Annotated in this window: 18 protein-coding genes and 1 pseudogene; 5 read left to right on the top strand and 14 right to left on the bottom strand. The window is 57.8% G+C overall.

The annotated features are described in order from the left end of the window. Nucleotides 1-12: 12 nt before the first annotated feature. Complete coding sequence (locus HY298_11375) at nt 13-1,317, top strand: Gfo/Idh/MocA family oxidoreductase (protein ID MBI3850858.1); 1,305 nt, start codon at nt 13-15, stop codon at nt 1,315-1,317. Between the two features lie 81 nt (nt 1,318-1,398). Here the strand turns inward: HY298_11375 and HY298_11370 are convergent, their stop codons facing one another. The 7 genes and pseudogenes from HY298_11370 to HY298_11340 form a co-directional block, all read right to left on the bottom strand. Next, on the bottom strand, nt 1,399-1,953 hold the full coding sequence (locus HY298_11370) for a Uma2 family endonuclease (GenBank protein ID MBI3850857.1): 555 nt from the start codon (nt 1,951-1,953) through the stop codon (nt 1,399-1,401). Between the two features lie 53 nt (nt 1,954-2,006). Continuing rightward, nucleotides 2,007-2,993, bottom strand: a complete 987-nt coding sequence (locus HY298_11365) for an ABC transporter permease (protein ID MBI3850856.1) — start codon at nt 2,991-2,993, stop codon at nt 2,007-2,009. 7 nt (nt 2,994-3,000) lie between these two features. Further along, complete coding sequence (locus tag HY298_11360; protein MBI3850855.1) at nt 3,001-4,506, bottom strand: sugar ABC transporter ATP-binding protein; 1,506 nt, start codon at nt 4,504-4,506, stop codon at nt 3,001-3,003. A 386-nt stretch (nt 4,507-4,892) separates the two neighbouring features. After that, nucleotides 4,893-5,282, bottom strand: coding sequence for a prepilin-type N-terminal cleavage/methylation domain-containing protein (locus HY298_11355; protein ID MBI3850854.1), 390 nt, complete (start codon nt 5,280-5,282; stop codon nt 4,893-4,895). Between the two features lie 214 nt (nt 5,283-5,496). Further along, nucleotides 5,497-5,768 (bottom strand): annotated as a pseudogene (locus HY298_11350) (type II secretion system protein). 510 nt (nt 5,769-6,278) lie between these two features. After that, nucleotides 6,279-7,208 (bottom strand): tyrosine recombinase XerC, encoded by a 930-nt coding sequence (locus HY298_11345; protein MBI3850853.1) that lies wholly within the window; start codon nt 7,206-7,208, stop codon nt 6,279-6,281. Nucleotides 7,209-7,269: 61 nt separating this feature from the next. Next, nucleotides 7,270-10,068, bottom strand: a complete 2,799-nt coding sequence (locus tag HY298_11340) for a DNA topoisomerase III (protein ID MBI3850852.1) — start codon at nt 10,066-10,068, stop codon at nt 7,270-7,272. Nucleotides 10,069-10,301: 233 nt separating this feature from the next. On the opposite strand from HY298_11340, the gene HY298_11335 reads away from it, so the two are divergent. After that, on the top strand, nt 10,302-13,154 hold the full coding sequence (locus HY298_11335; GenBank protein ID MBI3850851.1) for an HYR domain-containing protein: 2,853 nt from the start codon (nt 10,302-10,304) through the stop codon (nt 13,152-13,154). A gap of 464 nt (nt 13,155-13,618) precedes the next feature. Here HY298_11335 and HY298_11330 read toward each other — a convergent pair whose 3' ends face one another. The 3 genes from HY298_11330 to HY298_11320 form a co-directional block, all read right to left on the bottom strand. After that, on the bottom strand, nt 13,619-14,311 hold the full coding sequence (locus HY298_11330) for a hypothetical protein (protein MBI3850850.1): 693 nt from the start codon (nt 14,309-14,311) through the stop codon (nt 13,619-13,621). A 92-nt stretch (nt 14,312-14,403) separates the two neighbouring features. Then, on the bottom strand, nt 14,404-16,428 hold the full coding sequence (locus HY298_11325; GenBank protein MBI3850849.1) for a cation:proton antiporter: 2,025 nt from the start codon (nt 16,426-16,428) through the stop codon (nt 14,404-14,406). 168 nt (nt 16,429-16,596) lie between these two features. Next, on the bottom strand, nt 16,597-17,853 hold the full coding sequence (locus tag HY298_11320; protein ID MBI3850848.1) for a tryptophan 7-halogenase: 1,257 nt from the start codon (nt 17,851-17,853) through the stop codon (nt 16,597-16,599). A 119-nt stretch (nt 17,854-17,972) separates the two neighbouring features. Between HY298_11320 and HY298_11315 the strand changes: the two genes are divergently transcribed. After that, complete coding sequence (locus HY298_11315) at nt 17,973-18,359, top strand: hypothetical protein (protein MBI3850847.1); 387 nt, start codon at nt 17,973-17,975, stop codon at nt 18,357-18,359. A 37-nt stretch (nt 18,360-18,396) separates the two neighbouring features. On the opposite strand, the gene HY298_11310 is transcribed toward HY298_11315, so the two are convergent. The 4 genes from HY298_11310 to HY298_11295 are packed head-to-tail and all read right to left on the bottom strand — an operon-like array spanning nt 18,397 to nt 21,719. Next, nucleotides 18,397-18,675, bottom strand: a complete 279-nt coding sequence (locus HY298_11310) for an acyl carrier protein (protein MBI3850846.1) — start codon at nt 18,673-18,675, stop codon at nt 18,397-18,399. A 6-nt stretch (nt 18,676-18,681) separates the two neighbouring features. Next, complete coding sequence (locus HY298_11305) at nt 18,682-19,413, bottom strand: SDR family oxidoreductase (protein MBI3850845.1); 732 nt, start codon at nt 19,411-19,413, stop codon at nt 18,682-18,684. A 36-nt stretch (nt 19,414-19,449) separates the two neighbouring features. After that, on the bottom strand, nt 19,450-20,481 hold the full coding sequence (locus HY298_11300) for a hypothetical protein (GenBank protein MBI3850844.1): 1,032 nt from the start codon (nt 20,479-20,481) through the stop codon (nt 19,450-19,452). Continuing rightward, a complete protein-coding gene (locus HY298_11295) occupies nt 20,478-21,719 on the bottom strand; it encodes a beta-ketoacyl-[acyl-carrier-protein] synthase family protein (GenBank protein MBI3850843.1) in 1,242 nt (413 codons plus the stop codon). The genes HY298_11300 and HY298_11295 overlap by 4 nt, the downstream gene beginning before the upstream one ends. A 117-nt stretch (nt 21,720-21,836) precedes the next feature. Here HY298_11295 and HY298_11290 point away from each other — a divergent pair, with 117 nt between their 5' ends. Together HY298_11290 and HY298_11285 are read left to right on the top strand one after the other, a co-directional pair. Next, a complete protein-coding gene (locus HY298_11290) occupies nt 21,837-22,439 on the top strand; it encodes a hypothetical protein (GenBank protein MBI3850842.1) in 603 nt (200 codons plus the stop codon). 9 nt (nt 22,440-22,448) lie between these two features. Continuing rightward, a complete protein-coding gene (locus HY298_11285) occupies nt 22,449-24,023 on the top strand; it encodes an NAD(P)/FAD-dependent oxidoreductase (GenBank protein MBI3850841.1) in 1,575 nt (524 codons plus the stop codon). Nucleotides 24,024-24,134 lie beyond the last annotated feature (111 nt).

Here is a 24,134-nt window from a genome sequence, read left to right as displayed (position 1 = left end):
ATCTTAATTCTTATGAATGCGCGCATTGGCCGTCGTCAGTTCATCAAACATACCTCTTTAACCGCAGCGGGTCTGTGGCTCGCGGGAGGCCGGTTTTTCTCCGCCAAAGGATCGCCCAACGAAAAGCTCGACATCGGATTTATCGGCGTCGCCAACCGCGCGGGAGATGACCTTAACGAGGTGGCTCGGGAAATCGACAGCGTCAACGTCGCCGCGCTATGCGACATCGACGATAACTTCCTGGCGAAGGCCAAGGCAAAATACCCCGGCGCGAAAACCTACAACGACTTCCGTCGGTTGCTGGATCACAAAGGCCTTGATGCCATCGTTGTCGGCACCCCGGATCACACGCACGCGGTGGCGACCGTCGCGGCACTCCGGAGCGGTCGCCATGTTTACTGTGAGAAGCCGCTGACGCACACCGTGTCAGAAGCCCGGATCGTTGCCGAGGCGGCCAGAAAGCGCAAGCGCGTCACGCAGATCGGGACCCAGATTCACGCCGGCACCAATTACCGCCGGGTGGTGGAATTGATTCAGCGCGATGCGATCGGCCCGGTGAACGAGGTGCACGTCTGGGTGGCCGCCACTTACGGCGGCATGGAGCGGCCCAAGGAAACGCCGCCCGTTCCGCCCAATGTTCATTACGATTTGTGGCTCGGGCCGGTTGCATATCGCCCATACAGTCCTGAGTATCTGCCGTTCAAGTGGCGGAACTGGTGGGCGTTCGGCGGCGGCGCGCTGGCGGACTTCGGTTGTCATTACATGGACCTGCCGCATTGGGCGCTGGAATTGCGTCATCCGCTCACGGTCGAAGTGGTGGACGGCCCGCCGGTGCATCCTGAATCCACGCCACCGTGGTTGATCGTCCGCTACGAATATCCTTCGCGCGGTGGCAAACCGCCGGTGAAACTGACCTGGTATCATGGCGGCAAAAAACCCGAACTGCTCGCGCCCGATGTGACGGCCAAATGGAACAGTGGGGTTCTCTTTATCGGCAGCAAGGGCATGTTGCTTTCCGATTACAACCGCCATCAGCTTCTGCCCGAAAAGGATTTCGCGGGTTTCGTGCCACCCCAGCCGTTCATTCCCAACTCGATCGGGCATCACAAGGAATGGGTCGAGGCCTGCAAAACCGGCGGGCCGACCACCTGCAACTTCGATTATTCCGGCGCGCTGACGGAAGCGGCGTTGCTCGGCAACGCGGCTTACCGCGTCGGACAAAAACTGCAATGGGATGCCAAAACTCTGAAGGCAACAAACTGTCCGGAAGCCGACCAGTTCATCCAGCATCACTACCGCAGGGGTTGGAGAATTTGATTTCTGACTGACGTTGGATTGCAGTAATTCAATCAGGCAGCAAGTGGATTCCGCGCCGTCAGTTGAGTCCTGGATTGCAAATCAGCGCTTGAAGATTTCTGACAGGCTGATGCTCAAGCCCGGAAAGCAAGGGGATGTAAAACTTTCGTTCCGATGGTAAACGGCGGCAGGTTCCTCCGCACTGTCCTGAAAACGATATAATTTGACGGACTTCGTTTCCGGATCGACCAGCCAGAGTTCCTCCACCCCGTTTGCCGCGTACACCTTCAATTTGGTTTTTTTATCCAAGTGCGCCGTGCTGTCCGACAAAATTTCAACGACCAGATTGGGCGCGCCTTCCGCGCCCATGTCGGTCAGAATGGAAAGGCGTTCATTGGACACAAAGGCCTTGTCCGGCTGAAAAACATTATGCTCGCCCAAATAAACATCGAACGGCGCGTCATAGAGTTTGCCGACTCGATGTTTTTCCAAGTATTTCATCAAAATGAATTCGATGTTTCCCGAAATGTCCTGGTGATAACGATTCGGTGCCGGCGCCATAAAAAGTTCCCCCTCGATGAGTTGATAGCGCGGCCCGGTTTCGGGCATCAAGCGATAATCTTCCGCCGTGAGCAATAGAGTTTGTGCCAGCGCCATGCGGACAAACTAAATCCAGCCGCCGCCACCGTCAAGAACACAGGGTTTGCTGATCAGGCGTGGCGTGACTGCCGCAGCTTGTCCAAGCCCACCGCCAGGATGATCACAAGGCCGATGATGATTTCCTGAGTGAAGTTCTGCCAGCCCATCTGGTTCGAGCCATTCCGCAACACGGCCATGATCAGCGCGCCTATCATCGAGCCGAGGATGCTGCCGGTGCCGCCGTTCAGACTCGCGCCACCGATGACCACCGCCGCGATGATGTCCAGTTCCAACCCAACTGCTACGGTCGGGTCTCCTTGAGTCAGTCGGGAAAGTTGCATAAGCCCAGCCAGACCGAAGAACAACCCCGCCAGCGTGTAGATGATCACCTTGTGCAGTTGCACCCGGATACCGCACAAACGCGCCGTCGCTTCATTCGACCCTAGGGCAAAAATGTACCGGCCAAAAATCGTGTGCCGCATCATCACTGACATGATGATTGCAAGACCAATGGCGATCCACACGCCGAGTGGCAACGGAAACAATTCCGTCGGTTGCAACCGCGCCATGATGTCGTTGATCGGCGTGCCGGGCGGATTGTTGACGGTTTGATTGCCGGCCAGCCATTTGGCCGTGCCGCGCACCACGCCCATCATGCCCAGCGTCACGATGAAGGGCATCATGCGAAAACCGGCGATGACCAGGCCGTTGCCCAACCCCACGATGCCACCGGCGAGAATGGTCAGGATGATGGTCGCCGCCGGCGAATAGCCTCTCACCAGCAACGTCGCGCCCAACACGCTCGTCAGCGCCACAACCGAGCCCACGCTCAAATCAATTCCACCACTGACAATAATCATCGTCATTCCCAATGCGCCGATGGCGACAATCACCGTCTGGATCAGAATGATCTTCAAATTTCCGCCGGTGAAAAGATACGGGCGCACCTCCGAGCTGAGCGAAAAGAGTCCGACCACCAGCAGCAGTCCGAAGAACGGCCCAACGGCGTTCAGCAACGCAACCAGATTGAAACGGTTTTGTCTCGAATCGTTGCTCACGTTTGAATCATTTGGCTGCTGCTTCGGTCCGACCAATGGCCGAGGCGATGATGCTGTGCTCCCTCCACTCGCCGACCGGGCGAACGGCCGACAATACACCACGGCACATCACGCCGATGGTGTCGCAAATGCCGAGCAGTTCCGGTAGATACGAGCTGACGAAGAGGATCGCTTTGCCTTGCGCCGCCAATTCGCCCATCAGTTTATAGACCTGCGCTTTGCTGCCGACGTCAATCCCGCGCGTCGGCTCGTCCAGCAGCAGGATTTTTGCATCGTGATGCAGCAGTCGTCCAATGGCAATCTTCTGTTGATTGCCGCCGGATAATTCACCCACCGTCTGCGCCGGGCTTTGAGCGCGAACGTCCAGCCGTTGCATCCACTCTCCCGCAGCCTGTCGCTGCGAGCGGCCATTGATGAAACCCATTCGGGAAACCGGTTCGTACCGGGTGATGGTCAGATTATCCGCCAGGCTTCGATTGAGCATCAACCCTTCCTCCTTGCGGTTCTCGCTCAGCAAACCAATTCCGTCGGCCAGTCGTTGCGCGGGAGTGCGATGGGTTTCTTCTCTTGATTCCACCAAAACCGTTCCGCTTTTAATTCGGTCCAAACCGAAACAGGCGCGCACCGTTTCCGTGCGTCCCGCGCCGACAAGTCCGGCAATGCCTAGGATTTCGCCTTCGTGCAACGTCAAACTCACCGAGCGCGGCTTGGTCTGTCCCGCCAAGGCGCGAAATTCCAGAACTGGTTTGCCGAGGCGGTGCGGCGTGCGCGGATAGATGTCGCTGATTTCCCGGCCCACCATGAGTCGGATGATCTCGTTCAAATCCGCGGTCGCCATCTCACCGGTACCGACGCTTTCGCCGTCGCGCAGCACGGTGTAACGATTGCAAACGCGCTTACATTCCTCCAGGAAATGACTGATATAGACGATGCTCACACCGCGTTGACGCAGCCGCTCGATGACCGCAAACAGATTCTCGGTATCAACCTGCGTGAGGCTGCTGGTCGGTTCGTCCATGATGAGCACCTTTGGCTCGCCGATGAGCGCCCGCGCGATTTCCACGACCTGCTGTTCGGCGATGGTGCGGCTGTTCACCGGCGCGTTCAACGGAATGTTTTCGTGATGAAGCTCGGCCAGCGCGGCGCGGGCAAGCTCGTGACGGCGTGGGCGGTTCAACCAACCGAGCGTCGCCGGCTCTTCCCCCAGCAATATGTTTTCCTCCACGCTCAGGTGTGGCGCGAGGGTGAGTTCCTGGTAAATCATCGCAATGCCGCCGTGCCGGGCATGAAGCGGATTGGCGGGAACGAAGGGCTGGCCATCGAGTTCGATCTGGCCGGCGTCGGGACGGTACGCACCGCTGAGAATTTTCATCAACGTGCTCTTGCCCGCGCCGTTCTCACCGATGAGCGCATGAACCTCGCCAGGTGCAACCTCGAAGGAAACATTTTTGAGGGCGCGCGTGGCACCAAAGCTCTTTTGCACCTGGCCCATGCGAAGGCGTGGTGTGATCATCTCCCCTTGGAACTACAAATTTCGCCCGGCGAATGAAAGCTCGAAATTTACAGCGCACGAAATCCAAACCAACCTTTCGTGTGAGTCACGGTGCTCTGCCAGGGCACTGAAGCCGACCCGTCTGCACGGCGAGTTGCCGCAGATCGAAATGATCCCGAAGGGGTGGGCTGGCCGGGGTCAAAAACAGGTCGTTGCTTCATGCGAAATTGCGTCCGCACTAATAAACCTGAATTTTTGCACAAAACGGAACACTTACGTCGCCTCATTGGTCCAGTTCATTTCGTGAAAGTTGACCGGGGGGTTGACGGACGGGAGTGAGATGAGGACAAATAAAAAGGTTTGAGAATTGATTCTCAAACCCTTCTCCCACCAGATGCCGAAGTTCGTTAAGGCAGCTTGTGCGCTCCCGGATCGGTTGGAACAATAAGGCAAACTGGCGGAGTGCCAATTTCGTTGATCGTGTAGCACGTTGCAAAAGTCGCGCTGGTGCCGCCCGCCGGGCATAACGGCAGAGGTCCAACAGTTCCGCGAACAAGGTAACTTCGCACATCTGCGGTTGTCGGCGTGGCCGTGGTTGTTTGCTTGGTTTCGAGCGCCCATTGCTGCTTCGCCGAGTCGATCTGGCGCAGGTTGTTGATGCACGCATTCATCTGCGATGTCGTGCGCGCTCTTACGAAGTTGGGGATGGCAATGACAGCCAGGAGACCGATGATGGCCACTACGATCATGATCTCCACGAGCGTGAAACCTGATTTTCGGAATGTTATGGTTTTCATAACTGTTGCCCTTTAATTCACCATCAGCACGGAGACTGCCGGTCCTAATGTCTCTTAATCAATCGAGCTTACAACATCACCGTCAGTGTTGCCAGAGCAACTTGCTCTGTTGCCGCGAAGGGATTCTGCCCGGTGTATGCGATTGACACCGTTATGAGAAACAAGGCTTAGGAATGAATCCTAAGCCTTGGCCTAAACGATTTGGTTTTCCCGATTACGGCAACACGTGGGTCGCGGCAACAACCTGGCAAACCGGTGCGTTGGTCAGAGGATTAATGGTGTAGCTGGTAGCAAAGGTTGCAGCCGTGCCGCCGGCAGGACACACAATGTTGGCCGTCGAACCACTCCGACCCAGGTATGGATCGATGTTGGCTGCCGTCGGTGTAACGTCGCTGGGCTGCTTGTTCTCCAGCGCCCGATGATGGCCACCACAATCATGATTTCCACGAGGGTGAAACCCGCTTTGAGGGACTTGTTGATTTTCATAACTATTTTTTTCTTTCTGTTTCGCGGCGTGAACTCAGCAACAGGCGGGTTATTATGAGTACGACTGGTTGTTCACTGATTGCCTGTTACAACCGCGAAAGATGAAATAGCAACCCGGGTGCCAGCAGGATTCTGTCGCTAAAATGAAATCCGCTTCCACCCCTGGCTGCTGATCCAAAGCTAATTTCGCCTCCACTATCACAAATTCAAGTCTCTTTTTTCTGGAGCTGTTAACTTGTGTCTCATCAAGGTGTCCTGATTTACATCGCGACTGACCTGTTTTCAGACATGAAACCCAACCCAGCCATACTGTCTGCCAGAATCAGTTTCCGAATTCCCCTCACCCCTTCGCTCTCCCCATGCGATGGGGAGAGGGTGGTTGAAGACCGGGCGAGGGGTCTGTGTGCTCCTATCCGGAAATTTATTTTGGCAACCGCTCTATGTCTGTTAATCCGTGGCCTGCCTGACTCAAGCCCGCTCCAACTTGATTTGTGACGATTTTCCAAATCACTACGCCCGCGGATGTGCCTCATCGTACGCCCGTTTCAAGCGTTCGGTCGTCAAGTGAGTATAAACCTGTGTGGTGACCAGATGAGCATGGCCGAGCAGTTCCTGCACGCTGCGCAAATCCGCGCCGGCGTCGAGCATGTGCGTCGCGTAACTGTGACGCAGTTTGTGGGGCGTCAACTTGGGATCCAAACCGGCAATTTCCAGATAGCGCTTCAACCTAAGTTGCACCAGACGCGGATAGAGTGGCGATCGCTTTTCTTGATCCACAACAAACACCAGCATCGAATCGGTCGGCGGGTGAGTCAACTGGCTCCAGTAATGTCGAATCGCCTCCAAGGCTGGCGCTCCGATGGGAACCAGGCGCTCCTTTTTCCCCTTGCCGCGAACGCGAATACTCTGATTGTGCCAATCAATGTCCTGCACCTGCAACCCGCAGAGTTCGCTGATGCGCAAACCGCAGGAATAGATTGTTTCAAGAATCGCGACGTCCCGGAGAAAGACCGTTTCGTCAATCTTTGTTTCGGAATTCTTTTTCAAAGCGGTCAACTCCTTCAACGGTGCCCGCAGCAGATCAACCATCTGCTGCGCAGTCAGGAATTTCGGCAATCGCTTTTCGATTTTTGGCAATGAAAGGTTCTTGATGGGCGATGCCATCAAGACCCCCTGCCGGACCAGGAATTTGTAGAACGAACGCAAGGCCGAGAAACGGAGTTGAATGGCGGCGCGACCCAGATTGCCCCGACCAAGAAAACGGAGATAACTTCGGAAGTCGTCCCGCTTCAAGGTTTCCCAGTGAGGCGGTTGCTGTCGTTCTTGCTGATGCCAGCGGTGGAATTCTGTCAGCGTCTGTCTGTAGTTTCGCTGGGTGTAAACCGACGCGCCGCGATCCGTCGCCAGGTGGGCGAGGAATTTCTTGATCCATTGATCCATAAATGAGAAAGCAGAAAGCAGGAATTTCAGCTTTCAGCTTTCAGTATTTCACCTTTTGTTTTCAATCCCCGTCCCGGGGTGGAAACTCGAAGGTTACTTTCCCGTTTTCATCCATGACGAGATACGCCGGGAAGGGCCGGCCCGCTTTGGAAATAAAATCTTTCAGCAAATCGGTCTTATGCTCGGCCAGCAACTTCACGGCCTGCGCGCGGTCAATCGGCTGTTGCAGAATTACTTTCCCGGTCTTGAACTTGCACGGTTTCTTATCCGCCTGCGATCGTTCGCACACATAATTGCTGTCCGTCTCAAAAACTTTTCCGCCACACCTGGGACACTTGCCAAGGGGTTCCTGTCCGGTGAAATCCACCTTCGGCTGCGGTGCTTTGGGCGTGCCGTCCCTGGCCTTCCCCTTCCGCTCGCGTGGCGCGAACTCAAACGCCGTGCCGCCATCCTTGACCACGAGGAACGCCTCGAATTTGCGGTGCGTCTTGTTGGAAACGAACCCTCTGAGCAAATCCGTCCTGCCCTCGCTGAGCAGCTTGACGACCTGGGCTGGTTCAATTTGCTGCTGTAAAATAATCTTCCCCGTGCGGAACGTGCAGGTTTTTTCCGGCCCCGTGGCCTTCTCGCACAAATAATTCATCCCGGCATCGAACACCCGCGCGCCGCACTTGGGACATTTGCCGAGCGGCTCTTTGCCGGTAAAATCCACTGGCGTGGCCGTCTCGCCGTCCTTCGGCTGGTCGTTGCCGAAATCAAACTCCGGCTTGAATTCCGGCGACAGCTTGATGACCGCGCTGAACGGTTTGCCCATCTTGCTGCGAAAACCTTGCAGCGGCCCAACGGTTCGTTTGCTGATGAGTTCCTCGACTTCGGAAATCTCCAGTTGCCGGCTCGCCACGATTTTCCAGAGCGCGAAGTCGCATTTCTGGCACTGGAACTTTTTGTAATTCTCGAGAATCTCGCCGCCGCATTTCGGACATGGCACTTTGAGTTTGCCGTAATCGCCGGGCACGGTGTCGCTTTCGTGCCGCTTTGCTTTCGCCACAATCTCGCGCGTTGCGTCGGCGATTTCCTTCATGAAATCTTCGCGCTTTAATTTGCCGCGCGACATCAACCGCAATTTGAATTCCCAATCGCCCGTCAGTTCCGGCGAAGATAGCTCCGGAATATTCAGTCCGCGCAGCAGCGTGATGAGCGAAAACGCCTTGGCGGTCGGCTGCAATTCACGCCCGTTTCGCAAAACGTATTTTTCCCAGATCAAACCCTCGATGATTTGCGCGCGCGTCGCGGGCGTGCCGAGACCTTTCTCGATCATGGCCTCGCGCAATTCCTCGTCCTCGACCAGTTTCCCGGCGCTTTCCATTGCGCCGAGCAAGGTCGCTTCCGAGAAGCGCGCGGGCGGCTTCGTCTGATTCGCCTCCACCGCAATCTTCTCAGTCTTCACCATCTCGTCAGGTTTTACGGGCACAAGACTCGGCGTGTCATCGGTCTGCGCTTCCTTGCCATAAACCGCCATCCAGCCGGCGTTCACCATCACCTTGCCTTCACTCTTGAACGGCTCGGCTTCGACACGCGTGATGCGCGTGGTGACAAGAAATTCCGCTGCCGGATAAAAAATCGCGAGAAAGCGTTTCGTCACCAGGTCGTAAAGTTTTTGCTCCGGCTCGCTGAGATGTTTCGGCGCAAGCGAAGTCGGGATGATGGCAAAGTGATCTGAGACTTTCGCGTTGTTGAAGATGCGTTTATTGGGATGCACCCAGCCGCTTTTCAAAATCTGTTCCGCGAAAGTGCCGTAATGCGTCCCCGCCAGCATTCCGAGCGTGGACTTCACCGTTTCGATGTAATCCTCCGGCAACGCGCGCGAGTCCGTTCGCGGATACGTCAGCACTTTGTGTCTTTCGTAAAGCGTCTGTGCCAGCCCGAGCGTGTTCTTGGCGGAAAAGCCGAAGCGCCCGTTGGCCTCGCGCTGCAAACTCGTCAAATCGTAAAGCAGCGGGGAGAGCGACGTGGTGGGTTTGCTTTCTTCCGTAACGACGCCCGGCTTACCGAGACACTTCGCGCGGATCGCTTCCGCGAACGCGAGGTCCCAAACGCGCTCCGGCTTGAGTTGGTCGTCACCATCCTTTCGGGAAAACTTTTCGTCGAACCAGCGGCCGACGTATTCACCCGCTTGCGCCGCGAAGGTGCCGTGGATTTCCCAGTAATCGCGCACGACAAATTTTTTGATGCGCTCTTCCCGCTCGACCAGGATCGCGAGCGTCGGCGTCTGCACCCGGCCCACCGTGGTGAGATGAAAACCACCGGACTTGGAATTGAAGGCCGTCATTGCCCGCGTGCCGTTGATACCCACGAGCCAGTCGGCCTCCGAACGGCTGAATGCGGCGTCGGCCAGCGGCAGCAAATCCTTGTCCTCGCGGAGTCGCGCAAAGCCGTCGCGGATGGCGGCGGGGGTCATGGATTGCAGCCAGAGCCGTTTGATCGGCTGCTTCGCTTTCGTGAACTTGACGATGTTGCGAAAGATGAGTTCGCCCTCGCGCCCGGCGTCACAAGCGTTGACAAGCAGGTCCACGTCCTTTCGTTTGATGAGCCGGGCGAGCAGCTTGAGGCGCGACTCGTTCTTCTCGATGGGCCGCAAATCGAAGTGTGGTGGAATGACCGGAAGATGTTTGAAGGTCCACTTTCCGCGCACGGCCTCGACGCCTTCGGGGGGGCACAGTTCGAGCAGATGGCCGACGGCGGACGAGAGCACGAATTGATCGCTCTCGTAAAAATCGTCCACCTTTTTGAACCCGCCCAGCACCCTGGCGACATCGCTTGCGACGGAGGGTTTCTCGGCAATGATCAGCGCTTTGCCCATATAGCCAGAGGCTTTTACAACCAGTTGCCGCCATAATGCAACTGGTTGTTTTTTCGTTGCCGTAACAATGTGTTGGAAAACGGGCCGTCAACACGGCGTTCACCGCCGGCGCGTGTAGTCCAATAGCCGACGCGCACGGTCGCGCTTTCCGACGAAACTTCGCCTCCAAATCTCACACAAATTTCAGACCGCTCCCGATACCCAGGAAAAGCTCAACGACCGATGCTGGCCACATGAAAAATTTATTGTGGACGATACGGACGACGTTGATGCTGGCAGTCGGAACTGTTTCCGCGCTGGCCGTGACCGCGGATTACACCGTGCAAGTCAGCGCCGAGGCGCAAAACTCACCCGCGCAAATCAAACTCAGTTGGCCGCAGGACATGTACTGCGTGCCCACCAGTTACACCGTCTATCGCAAAGCGCCGGAGGCGACGACTTGGAATGTCGTCATTACATTGCCTGGCACCGAAACCAGTTTCATCGACACGAATGTCACGACGCAAACCGACTACGAATATCAGGTCGAGAAGATCGCGGTCGGTTACAGCGGATATGGGTGCGTGCTCGCCGGCATCGAAGCGCCGCTGACGGAATTTCGCGGCAAGGTGATCTTGATCGTGGACAACACCTACGCCGCGGACCTCGCCAACGAGCTGGCGTTGCTCCAACAAGACCTGGCGGGTGATGGTTGGATTGTTTTGCGGCACGATGTTTTACGCAACGACAGCGTGATCAGCGTGAAAACGTTGATTCAGGCGGATTACTTCGTGGATACGAACAGCGTGAAATCCGTGTTTTTGTTTGGCCACGTTCCGGTACCCTACTCCGGCAACATCGTGCCCGACGGCCACGTGCCCGACCACCAAGGGGCCTGGCCCGCGGACGTTTTTTACGGCGACATGAACGGCACCTGGACCGACAGCAGCGTGAGCAACACGTTCGCTTACAACGCGCGCAACTGGAACGTTCCCGGTGACGGCAAGTTCGATCAATCCATCGTCGCCACTGGCGTGGAACTGGCCGTGGGGCGAGTTGATTTGTCCGATCTGCCCTCCTTCCCTCTTTCTGAGAAAGAGTTGTTGCGGCAATACCTGAACAAGGACCACAACTTTCGTCACAAACTGATCACGGCCGAACGCCGCGGCCTCATTCAAGATTCGTTTGCCACGTCCAGCGGCTCGCCGTTTGCGCCGAGTGGTTGGCGCAACTTCGCCGCATTTTTTGGCGCGTCCAACATCACCGCCATCGCGCCGGCAACGTGGTTTTCCACGCTGAGCACGGACAGTTACCTGTGGGCTTACGGTTGTGGCGGCGGCACTTTCACCAGCGCGGACGGCGTGGGTTGCACGGCGGACTATGCGGCCAATAATCCGAAAGCAGTTTTTAACCTGCTGTTCGGAAGCTATTTTGGCGATTGGGATTCGACCGACAATTTCATGCGCGCATCACTGGCCACGCCTGACTATGGTCTGACGTGCGGCTGGGCCGGCCGGCCGCATTGGTTTCTTCATCAGATGGGACTGGGCGAAACCATCGGCTTCTGCGCGCGCCTGACTCAAAACAATGGCAACGGCGGACTTTACAAACAGGTCAACGCCGGCAGCCTCCAGGTTCATGTGGCCTTGATGGGCGATCCGACCCTGCGCTTGCATCCGGTGGCTCCACCTTCTGCATTGGCCGCCACCGCCAGCACGGGCCAGGTCGCGTTGGCTTGGAGCCCCGCAACGGAAACAATTTTGGGCTATTTCGTTTATCGTTCCACGAACGAATTGGGACCATTCACGCGCGTCACGGACGCGCTCGTCAGTGACCCGGCCTTCACCGACACGGGACTGGGAGCCGGCACTTACACTTACATGGTACGCGCGATAAAACTGGAATCCTCGGCCAGCGGCAGTTACTACAACGCCAGTCAGGGCGCGTTTGCCACCGCAACCGTCACCCAGGTGGCGCTGTCTCTCATCAGCGCACCCGATCTCAAACTGGAACTTGGCACCGCTTGGTCTTTCGTACCGCCCACTGCCGGCGGGGGTTGCGGCAATGTCAGCGTCTCTCCGCTGTTGACCAGCACCAACGCCACCTGCGGCAACAGCTTCTTCGCGGTTCGCGTCTGGCAGGCGACCGACGAAGTTGGGAACACATGCTTCGCCACCAACCTTGTGGTCGTTGGAGACACCACTCCGCCAACCCTTTCCATGCTGTCGAGCAAAACCGTTTACCTCGGTGCGCCCTGGATCTTCGACACGCCCACCGCCAGCGACGCCGGCGGCAACGTGAAGGTCACGGTTCTCAACGTCGTGACCAACCTCGGCGCTGGCGGCGAGTACACCGCCACTTGCACCTGGCAAGCCACCGATCCGTGCGGCAATGCCAGCACGTGCAGCCAGACCGTCACCGTCCAGAACCCGCCGCCAACGTTTGTATCGATCATGGCCATGGATGCAAACGCTGCTGAAGCGCCACTCGACACGGGCACGTACGTCATTTCGCGGACGGGAGCTCTTTCCAAGCCGCTCACGGTGAAACTTGGCTATGGCGGCACCGCGCGCAACGGCGTGGATTATCGCGCGCTGCCAACCCAGGTCACCATTCCCGCCGGGGCGAATTCAATCGCACTGGTGCTCGTTCCAATCATGGACAACCTCAACGAGTCCACCGAAACCGCCGTGGTCACAATTCAATCCTCGAGTGCTTACCTGCTCGGAACGAACTTCAAAGCCACCGTGTCCATCCAGAATGCGACGCCCATCACGATCAGCGTTGTTGCGACCGACGCCGACGCGTCTGAGGCCGGGCCGAACACGGGGATGTTCGTCCTCTCCCGAACGGGCGATAATGCCGCACCGCTGACCGTGAAGCTCGGCTACAGTGGCACTGCACGCAACGGCGTGGATTACCTGACCTTGCCCAGCCAGGTCACGATTCCGGCGGGTGTCAGTTCGCTTTCACTGCAGCTCACTCCGATCCGGGATGGTTTGGATGAAAAAAGCGAAACCGCAGTGATCACGGTCCAATCTTCAAGTTCTTATCTTCTCGGCACCAGTTCAAAAGCCACCGCGACCCTCGCCAATGCTCAAAACTAGAGTGATTGCCGGAAGAGATTTCCGAATAGGAAAATGAATTGTCCGCTCCCGGCCAGCGGCCACTCTCCCCAGGAACTTTGCCCGAGATCGTCTCCCAAACTTTGTCGCATATGCGACAAAAGTTGGGAGTGCCGGGTTCATAGTCACGATGTACGACATTGACACCGTGGACGCTTTCCATGGACCGGCCCAAACACCCATGCAACTTCTTGTTGCGTCTGCAACAAAAGGTTGTCTTTCATGGTTCATGGTTCCGATGCGCGATTATGAGAAGGTGGAGACTGGGCAGGAATCTTGCCGGAATTGTCTCCCAAACTTTGTCGCATATGCGACAAAAGTTGGGAGTGCCGGGTTCATGCCCACGATGCACGGCAAGCTGGAATTGGAGGCCACCCATGAACCTCCTGTTTGTAGCAGCGCGCCCAGCCACCTGTGCCAGTCGCGGCGGTTGTGCGCACGTCATTTCATTTGCTGGGGTAGCCGTATTTGCTCAGTTTGAGGCCACCATCGTAAATCAGGCCGATGCCGGGCGCGTAAATTTTCTTCTCGCGGGCGCTCTCGAGGGCTGAGGTTTCCTCGGTCTTCAGGCAATTTTCAAATTTCCCCGCCAGCGTTGTAAATGTTTCGGTCAAGCTCACGATCTCGGCCCGGTCCATCGCCACTTTCGGCGCGAGTTCCTGATAATAGCGCGCTCCCAATCGCGGCGTGCCCGGAATCGCCAGCCCGAAATGCGCGTCGTTCACGCCGGACAGCCACGCTCCGTCGTGCGACGTCACCTTGCCGCCTTTGTACATGTCCACATCTTCGCCGAAATAAAACACGTCGCCCGTGCGCCGGGAGATGGCGAAGTAATTGCGGCTGGTTTCCACGGGTTGACCGTTGACCGTCTCCTTCTCCTCAACGACGCGCGTCTCGACTCCATCAACGAGTTTGGTGTCGTTGAGCACGGTGATGGTGAGCATGGCGGGCTTGCCCTTTTCCTTGCCTTCGAGCACCAACTGAAAGCCCGGCGCGAGGACAAAAAAACGGTTCGTGCCGACGGACGCGAGTTCCGCCTTATCCACAGTGAATGTGTCGGTGAATTTCTCCTTGCTGCCCGCGGCCAGCGCCGTGGCGCAAATCAAGGCCGATGCCAGAGTAAATGTGGTGGTTTTCATATTCCCGGAATATTTGCCTTTTCCGACTGTCGCGCAAGTCCACGCAGAACAGTCTTTTCCAGGTCAGCCTTCGGAAACCTCAACGGGATGATTCAACTCGAAGCAAGCAATCGGCGACGAGCCGCCTCCAGTTGTTCGCGGCGGCCGAGCAGCAGCAACTGGTCGTTCGCCTGAATCTCTTCGTCCGGGCCGGGATTGATGATGTTACCCCCGGTGCGTTCGATGGCCACGATGCTAACTCCGGTCTGCGTTCGCAAGGCCAGTTCACCGATGAGTTTGCCTTTCGCCGGTGAGTTGGCGGTGATGGCGACGGTTTCGATCTGGGCCTCCTTGAGCACGCCGGGTAATGGCGCGGCTTCGGATCGTTGTGGCGGCGGCTGGGCAAAGGTTTGTTCCAATGCGAATTGCGCCTTCGAATAAACCCTTACGAGATTGCGCCGGAGCAGCACGGTCACCGCCGTTACGAACAACAGCAGAACGATCAAAATCCTCCACGACGGCAACAACGCGGTGCTGAGCACGAGCAACAAGAGTCCCAGGCAGATCGCACCAACGAGCGGCACGGTGTTGGCGATGACGGTTTGCACACCGGCGGCGCGGGGTTCGTTCTGGAGACGCTGAGCGGCCATCTCGCCCAGCAGCAGCCCCAGCGCTTGCAGCTTTCGATACGTCGCCACGAGCAACGGCAGCGACAGCAGCGCTGCCCCGAGCCAGAGCAAAGCCTTCAGTCCTTCGCGCCCGCCGGGCATGGGAGGGAGCCACGCCGGTGGTTTCGTTGCCACGAACGTGGCGGCGATGAAGATGCCGGCGACCAACGCGAGATTCAGCCCCATTTGCAGCGTCCAGCGACGAGTCAACCGGGTGGTCATGGTGGTGTGCCTGCCCTCGCGCCATTGACCGACCCAACGCGTGTAGAGCGCAAGGTAGTTCACGAATCGCGGCGGCGCCACGCGGTCGAACCAGTTCACCATCCGGTCGGAATTCTTGATGAGATAAGGCGTGAGCACGGTGGTGATCACGGAAACGGTCACGGCAATTGGATAAAGGAACTCGCTGGTCACACGCAGCGTGAGCCCCAACGCCGCGATGATGAAGGAAAACTCACCAATTTGCGCCAGACCCATGCCCACCCGCAACGACGTGCGGGTGTCGTTGCCGGCGACGAACGCGCCGAACGCACACGTTACCACTTTGCCCAGCACCACGGCCAGCGTGACGACCGCCACAGGCAGCCAGTGTTGCGCCAGAATTTTTGGGTCGATGAGCAGGCCAATGGCTACAAAGAATACCGCGCTGAACATGTCGCGGATGGGTTCGGTGAGAATTTCAATCCGGTGAATCTCGCGCGCCTCGGCAATGACTGCCCCGATGACGAATGCACCGAGCGCCACACTGTAGTGGAGTCTCACGGCCAGCAGCGACACGCCAAAGCACAGGCCCAATACGGTGACCAGCAACATTTCGTTGCTTTTGAACCGCGCGACGTAACCGATCAGGCGCGGCACCCCAAGTAATCCGAGCACCAGCGCGACCACGAGGAAAATGCCGAGCCGAGCCGTTGTATTGAGCAGGTCGCCCACGGCCAGGCTGCCCGTCATGGCGATGCCCGAAAGCAACGCAATCATCACGATGGCCAGGATGTCCTCGACGATCAGAATGCCGAAGATGAGTTCGGCGAACTTCTCCTTGCTGCGGCCGAGGTCACTGAGCGCCTTCACAATGATGGTCGTGGAGGAGATGGAGAGCATGGCGCCGAGGAAAACGCAGTCCATGGTTTTCCAGCCGAAGGCCCGGCCGATTTCGTAGCCGACCGCGACCATGAGCAGGATTTCCAGCCCCGCTGCAATGAGCGCCGTGAATCCGACCTTGCGGAGTTTGCGCAGACTGAACTCGAGTCCGAGCGAGAACATGAGAAAGACCAGGCCAAGTTCCGCGAGCGTGTCGATGGCCTCCTTGTCTTTGATGAGCGGGAACGGCGGCGTGTGCGGCCCGATGATGACTCCGGCGATGATGTAGCCGAGCACGACCGGTTGTTTGAAACGGTGGCAGATGACCGTCACCCATCCGGCGACAATCATCACTACCGCCAGGTCCTGTAAAAATGCCACGCTGTGCATGAGGGAGTGTCGGCAGTCCAACACCGACTGCGAGGTTTTAGCGGATGGCTTATGGATTTCACAAGCCTCTACTTGCGTTGGGAGTGCTCCGGCGAGCTGTTGAAATGCTGAGCCCCGCTACAATCGCGGCTCGCGGGTACGCTCGCCCCACCGGCTGACCCCCAAACTCTAATCAAACGAAATGCGCGGCACGAGCGGCCAGCGCCTTTGCAACTTCACCAACCAGAAGAAGAGTCGCCTCCGCCAGACCATCGCCCAACCTCCCTCCAACTCGCCCGCCAGCACAGCGGTGATGGCGCCAGGCAGATGAAACTTCTCGCGCGGCTCCATGAAAATCTCCATGAACGGCGTCGTGTAGAAGCCCTCCACCATCTCCCAGTAGAAGCTCATCGACCGGAACACTCTTTTCTCATAGGCCCTCAATCGCCGACCGCCGTCGTCTCCGGCCGCCAGGGATTGCTGGACGGTTTGGGCCGCGAGCTTTCCCGAATACATGGCGAGATAAACGCCCGCTGAAAAAATCGGGTCCATGAAACCCGCGGCGTCGCCGATGCGCAACAAACGCGGCCCAATGAGGCGGCGATTGTAGTAGGAAAAATCGCCCGTGGTCTGCAGTGCGCCCAGCAATCGCGCGTCCCTCATCCGCTCGCGCAGCACCGGGCTGGATTGCACAATGCGGTTGAAGATTTCAGTGGGCGGTTGTTTCGCCTGCGCGAATTCTTCCTGATCCATCACACAACCAACGCTGATTTTCTCCGCTGAAAGGGGAATGATCCAAAACCATTTGTTGCCCAAGCGCACAATAACCGTGTCGCCGGCGGCTTCGCCCTCATCCAGTTTCACTCCGGCAAAGTGGCCGAAGACCGCCAGTTTCTTGAGTTTCGGATGAATGATGCGCAGTCCTTCCTGATTGCCGGTGAAATTGCCGCGCCCGCTCGCATCGACCAGAAACGCCGCGGAAAAACTGGTGATTGAACCGTCGTCGTCGCGCGCATCAACCTGCACCTGTCCTGTCGGGGTCGAGAATTTGGTGACGGTCCAGCCTTCGCGTACTTCCGCACCCGAGTCGCGCGCATGATTCAACAACAGATGGTCGAACACCGAGCGGTCAACCTGAAACGCTTCCGGCTCGCGGGTGAAGCAGCCATTGCGGAAAATCAGCTTGAGGGATTTCGCGCCGTTGCCGAGATGAAATTGCGCGCCGGTTTTTTTTGGGAACCCCGCCGCCAGCAATTTCGGCATCACGCCCATTTCCTCAAACAAGCGATGATTGTAGGGCAGGAGCGATTCACCGATGTGGAAGCGCGGAAAATGTTCCTTCTCCAGGACGAGCACACGCTTTCCGGCACGCGCGAGAAACGTGGCCGCCGCGCTGCCGCCCGGTCCGCCACCAATCACAATTGCGTCATAAATCATTTCCGACACGGTGCAATTTGACAATAGACCGCCGTTTCAAACAAGCATGAGGTTGCAACAAATCGACGGCCCGCGCCTCTCGTAACTTTGCCTTTGATCGAAGCTGATCGGTGCCGGAAGATGCAACCATGATCCGTTACCTATCCAACCTTTCCAACGGCAGACTGATTCTGTGGTGTTACTTTATCTGGTATCTCGTGGTGTTGGCGCGTTACTTCGATCCGAGTCCACGACTTTGGCTGACCTCCCTGGGCTTGAGTCTGATCATCGGTTTCGCACTCTTCATCAGCACCACGGCCGCTGGCGAAAACAAAGTAACGCTGGATCGCTGGCAGATCATCCGGCTTTATCTCATGCCCTTCTGCGTTTCCAGTTTCTCCGCGCTGGTCAAGGACAGAGGTTTCGTTCTGATTTTTTCACCAAAGTCCGGGGAGATCATTGTGGCCGCGCTGCTGTGCGCGTTACTCTGTGGCGCGACCGTGATTCTGCGACGCCAAAGATTATCAAGTGGTTGATTCGGTCGCGGAATATCAGAAAGCCGGGAGAAGCCGTTCAGGAAGCGGTCGCGTTGCTCATCTTTGTCTGTACAGCGGCAACGATGGTATTGACGCTTTGCAGAATTTCCTTGGCGGCGGCAGGGTCGGGAATCTTGAGGCCGAAATTTTTGTCGAGCGCAACCACCAGTTGCAACGCATCCACGGAGTCAAGGCCGAGGCTGCCCGGCCCGAAGAGCAATTGGTCGTCGCCAATTTCCGAAGCGCCGACTTGCAACATCAGGTTGTCCACCATCATGGTCTTGATGCGTTCTTTCAAAGCGTTCGTGTCTTCCATTTTGTGTTAAAAAATTCCGCCGTCCACTTTCAATATCGAGCCTGTGATGTAGCTCGCCTCCGGACAAGCCAGAAATCGAATTGCCGCCGCGACTTCCTCCGGCCGTCCAAAGCGGCGCATCGGGATTCTGGCTTGCGCGATCTTGCGTTCTTCCTCGCTCATCGCACCCAGCGCCTCCGTGTCCACGTAACCGGGGCAAACCGCGTTCACAGTGATGCCGATGCGCGCCACTTCCTTGGCGAGCGATTGCGTCAGGGCGACGACGCCCGCTTTGGCGGCGGCGTAGTTGGTTTGTCCCGGCGGCGCAAGTAAAGCGCTGAGCGAGGCCACATTCACAATCCGTCCGCTGCGTTGCGCGATCATCGTGGGCAATACGGCCTGACAGCCGTGGAAAGTTGCGTCGAGATTGGTTGCGATCACCTGTTGCCAGGCGCCGACGGACAGATTGGCCAGCAAGCCGTCCTGATGAATGCCCGCGTTGTTGATCAGAACGTCAATGCGTTTTTGTGCTGAAAGAATCTGATTGACCGCGCTTTGCCAGGCAGCGGATTGGGTCACATCCAGAACAATGCCACGACAACGGTCGGGAAATTCCAACACCAATGAATCGGCTTTGTCCCGATGCGTGCGGACGCCGAGCCAGACGAAATTATCAGGCGATTCACAAAGAAAGGTGCGCGCCGCGGCCAGACCGAGACCGCTGTTGCCGCCCGTGATTAAAATGATTCTCGAACTCATCGTGATCAAGTTTGGGATCTCAAACCGGGTCTCATTTCAGTTTTCAACCCGCACAAAGTGCGCGCCGATGGCCTGTTGATTGCAGCCCACGACACTTACGCTGGCGGCAGTGTAACGATTTTGTTGGAGCGCGTCGATGGCCACCACGCATTGCCAGGCGGCGGCGGCCATCAAGCCTTCGCCCAAAACTGTTTTCGGCGAAAGCCGCGCGCCCCGCCAATCCCGCCAAGCTTCCGCTTCGGCGCGGTCCAGGCGCGGGAGGTCATCGAGGCCATCACACAGCAGATGCTTTTCGGAAAGAACAGGCAGCTCGGCCCGCATTTGTTTTGCGGCCTGGCCGCGGTTTTGGTTGCGGCGAAACGGATGCGAATCCGTCACGGCGCGTATTTCAACGACCGGTGGACTTGACGTGTTGCATTTCAAATAGAGCGCACCGGCGCCATCACTCAAAACAATACGGCGGATGAACAAACGGAATGCGTTCGCGGTGAGCCAGTCGATTTCTTCCGCGCCAATGACCAGACAGCCATCCACTCGATTGTCCAACAACCAATCTGCGGCCAGTGCGATGCCCTGCAATAAGGTGCCGGGATCGCCGACGAGGGTGTAGTTGATCGCCGTCGTGCCGAGCAAGGCGCCAATGTGGCTGGCCGGCGCGTTGAAGACGGTTTCCGGAAAAACCAGCGGACTGGCGGTGCCGGGGTCGCGCAAGGTTTCGTCGTAGAAACGTCGCGAATAATTTACGCAACCTGACATGACGCAGAGCACGATGCCGAGGCGCAGCGTTCCGTTGCTGACGCCCCTGGCGTCGTCACCCAGCGCTTCGAGTGCCGCGCCAACGGCGTACTGTGTGATGGGGCTGGTGCGGCGGAGCCGTGCGTGAGTCAGAAAAGCAGGGCGCGGCTGCGGCGGCGGGACGGCGCGGACTTTCAACGGTTGGTGCCAGCCGGGACGCGGCAATTCCCTGGCCGGAATTGGCTGGGCTTTGAACAGCGCTTCCCGCAACGCCGCAATGCCCCAGCCTGCTGGCGAAACCGCGCCGCAACCTTGAACATAAATCCGGTTCACGACCACCTCCGCAGGATGAGCGTGGCGTTGGCGCCGCCAAACCCGAATGAGTTGCTCAACGCGTAATCCACTTTTGCCGTGGTTGGTTTTTGAACGACAGGAAACACACAAGCAGGGTCGGGAGTTCGCAGCGTGGAAGTCGGCGGCAACCACTGTCCGCGCAGCGCCATCAGACAAACGACGGCCTCCACGGCGCCGGCCGCGCCAAGGAGATGACCGATGCTTGATTTGGTGGAACTGAGCGGCAAGGTTGCGGCGCGGTCACCGGCCCAGCGCTGAATCGCGTTGGCCTCGGCGCTGTCGTTAAGCGGCGTCCCGGTGCCGTGCGCGTTGACATAATCGATTTGCTCAGGCGTGAGTTTTGCGACTTGAGCAGCGGCGGTCATGGAGGCGAAAGCGGCATCGCCCTGGGGATGCGGTTGAGTCAGGTGATGACTGTCGGTGACTGCGCCGTAACCCACAATTTCGCCAAGGATTGTTGCGCTGCGTCGCTCGGCGCTTTGCAAAGTTTCCAGGGTCAGCACGGCAGCGCCTTCACCGATGGCAAGTCCATCACGGTGCGCGTCAAAGGGGCGGCACTCGGTGGGGGAGAGCGCTTGCAACGAATCGAAGCCGGCGAAGACCATCTGGCTGAGGGCATCGTAGCCGCCCGTCAAGACACGTTCGGCGTGACCACGTCGCAACAGCTCCCAGGCATGGCCGACGGCATTGGCGCCGGAAGCGCAGGCGTTGGCGATGATGGTGATGGGGCCGCTGAAACCAAAGGCGTCGGCGAGATCGAGCGTCTGACACTGGGCTTGATACTCGATGACCCGGACGGCCTGCCCTCGATGAACCTGGGGTGACGTGAGAGCCTGGCGGTAATACGCTTCGCCCAAACTCATGCCGCCGCTGGTGGTGCCGAGCACGATGGGCAGATCATTTGAAGGCGACCAACCCGATTGCTGCCACGCCTCCGACGCGGCCAACAGGAGCAGTTTGGTCGCGCGATCCAACCGCGCTGCGCGGCGCCTGCCAAGTTGATTCGGCGGCAAAGCCGAGGGGAGCGCAACTTCACCGGCGTTTTTCACTCGTTGCCGCGAAGCGTCAAAAACAGTCACGGGCCGTATTGCGACGCGGCCATCGCGAAAACCGTCGGAGTTTCTTTTCCAGCCAAGACCGAGTGCGGTCACGATGCCCGCGCCGGTGATGACGACGCGCGGACGCGGATTGGAGATTTGTTTGGCTGGAAACAACACGATTTTATTTTATAGCATGAATTACGCGGGAACCCTACGGAAGAAATCGCGGAGAAGTCAAACGTTCCGCTGGTTTTCAAGGTTGCCAGCCGGAATGGTCGAGGATAAATTTGTCGCATGAATACAATACCGACTATTCGAAATCGGCACCTTCTGACGACCGCGTTGATCGTCTGGGGGCTTGGTTCTGTTCTAAATGCGGCTGAACCGACGGCGTTTGAACTGATCAAGGAGGGTAATCGTCATGTCGGCGAAGAGGCCAAAGACCGGGTCGTGCAAATCCGTTCGGAAAAATCCGTCGCCACGCTGACACCGAACATCTGGTATGTGGTCTATTATGATCCGGACGCCACGGCCAAGGCCACGGAAGTGAAATTCGGTGCCGGCAAGAAACTCGCGGTCAAGCGCCCCCCGCGATTCCTCGAGCCGTTCACGGGTCAGCAGAAGCAATTGAACCGGGAGAAGATGAAAATTGACTCGGACAAAGCCATCGAGATCGCAAAAAAGGAGCCGCTGCTGGACAAATTGACGCTGACGGCCACGCAGTTGTGGTTGGAGCGGCTGGCGTGGCATAGCGATGACACGCCGATTTGGAGGATTCGCCTGTGGGCGGCCAAGTTGCGACACCCGAAAGATTCGGCGGATATTGGTGAGTTGTATATCTCCGCTGAGGACGGCAAAGTGATCAAGAACGACTTGCACATTGACCGGGTCGATTGACCTCCCAACGTGAATACCCCGCCGACTTCTGATCGCGCTTACGATGTGGTGATCATCGGTGGGGCTTTGTCCGGTGCGGCGACTGCCCTCCTCCTGCTGCAACAACGACCGCAATTGCGCGTCCTCATCATCGAGAAATCCACGACCTTTACGCGGCGGGTTGGGGAAGCGACGGTGGAGGTCAGCGCGTGGTTTCTCAGTCGGCAACTGGGGTTGACTCAACATTTGAACGAAGCACATCTCGTCAAGCAAGGGATGCGGTTTTGGTTTTTTAACCAGCAAACGCAATCGCTGCCGGATTGCAGCGAGATTTGCGGACGTTATCTGGCGCGCGTGCCGGCGTATCAGGTTGACCGCGCCATTTTGGATGAAGAGGTTTTGCGGCGAGCTTGTTCGGCAGGCGCGGAGCTCTGGCGGCCGGCGAGCGTTGGCAAAGTCCAATTAAACGAGGGCGCTGAACAATCCCTTGAAGTTCGTTTTCAGGACAGACTGTACCAAATCCGGGCGCGCTGGGTCGTGGACGCTTCCGGCGTGGCCGCGTTACTGGCGCGACAGGAAGGTTGGTGGCGACCCAATGCCGCGCATCCGACGACCGCCGTCTGGTCGCGGTGGCGGGGCGTGAAGGATTGGGATGGACTGGAACTGGCGCAAAAATATCCTGATTGGGCGAAGGCATGTCATGGCATCCGCGCGACCGCGACCAACCATTTGGTGGGCGATGGCTGGTGGGCTTGGTGCATTCCGCTCAAAGGCGGGGACGTCAGCATCGGTGTGGTTTTCGATCAGCGGCTCCTGGCATGGCCGGAAGGCGGTTTGTTGGGTCAGCGTTTGAAGGATTTTTTGTTCCAACATCCGGTCGCACGGGAAATGATGGCCGGCGCGCAATGGGTCGAGGGAGACGTACATTGGCGGAAGAATCTGCCATACTCCAGCACCACGTATGCGGGGGATGGTTTTGCGTTGGTAGGGGATGCGGGGGCCTTCATCGATCCCTTTTACAGCCCCGGCATGGATTGGATTTCTTTCACTGCTACATCGACGGTGGAATTGATCCTGGCTCAACAACGTGGCGAGCCAATCCAGGAGTGGTTGCGGCGGCATAATCGTGATTTTACGCGGAGTTATGAACGTTGGTTCGATGCGGTGTATCGGGACAAATACGATTATTTGGGGGAATACGATTTGATGAAGCTGGCCTTCCTGCTGGACCTGGGTTTGTATTACCTTGGCATTGCTTCGCAGCCATTCAAGCGCGGCGCCAAGGCGTTGACGGAGCCGGTGTTTTCCACGCCACCTTCCTGGCCATTTTATCACTTGATGCGCACTTACAACCGGCGGTTTGCCCGGATCGCCCGCGCCCGGCGGGCACGACACGCGCTGGGCCGCGGCAACGAGGGTCACCGATTCTTGTTCAAGGGCTACACTTTCGCCAGCAGCAACGTAGGTCCTTTGGTGAAGGCCCTCCTGGGTTGGGTCGGGTTGGAGTTGCGGGAGGGTTGGCGATCTTGGTTTCAGCCAGGACAAAACGCGCCAACGCCGACGCAATCCCTTGCCAGCACCGTGCCGGTACAAAGCCCGCCCTGAGCTTTATCGGAGGGGCGGCTCGTGGCGGTCGGCCGGCTTCTATGGTTCAATTGGTAGTGAGTTCCCACCTGTTCGGTTCGGACCAGACGGTTTCCCTCGCAAAGCTGAAAT

The sequence above is a fragment of the Verrucomicrobiota bacterium genome, assembly GCA_016200005.1.
In the GTDB taxonomy this organism is placed as follows: Bacteria; Verrucomicrobiota; Verrucomicrobiia; order Limisphaerales; family PALSA-1396; genus PALSA-1396.
The sequence above is the reverse complement of the archived record's forward strand: the minus strand, read 5'-3'. Positions and strand labels throughout refer to the sequence as shown.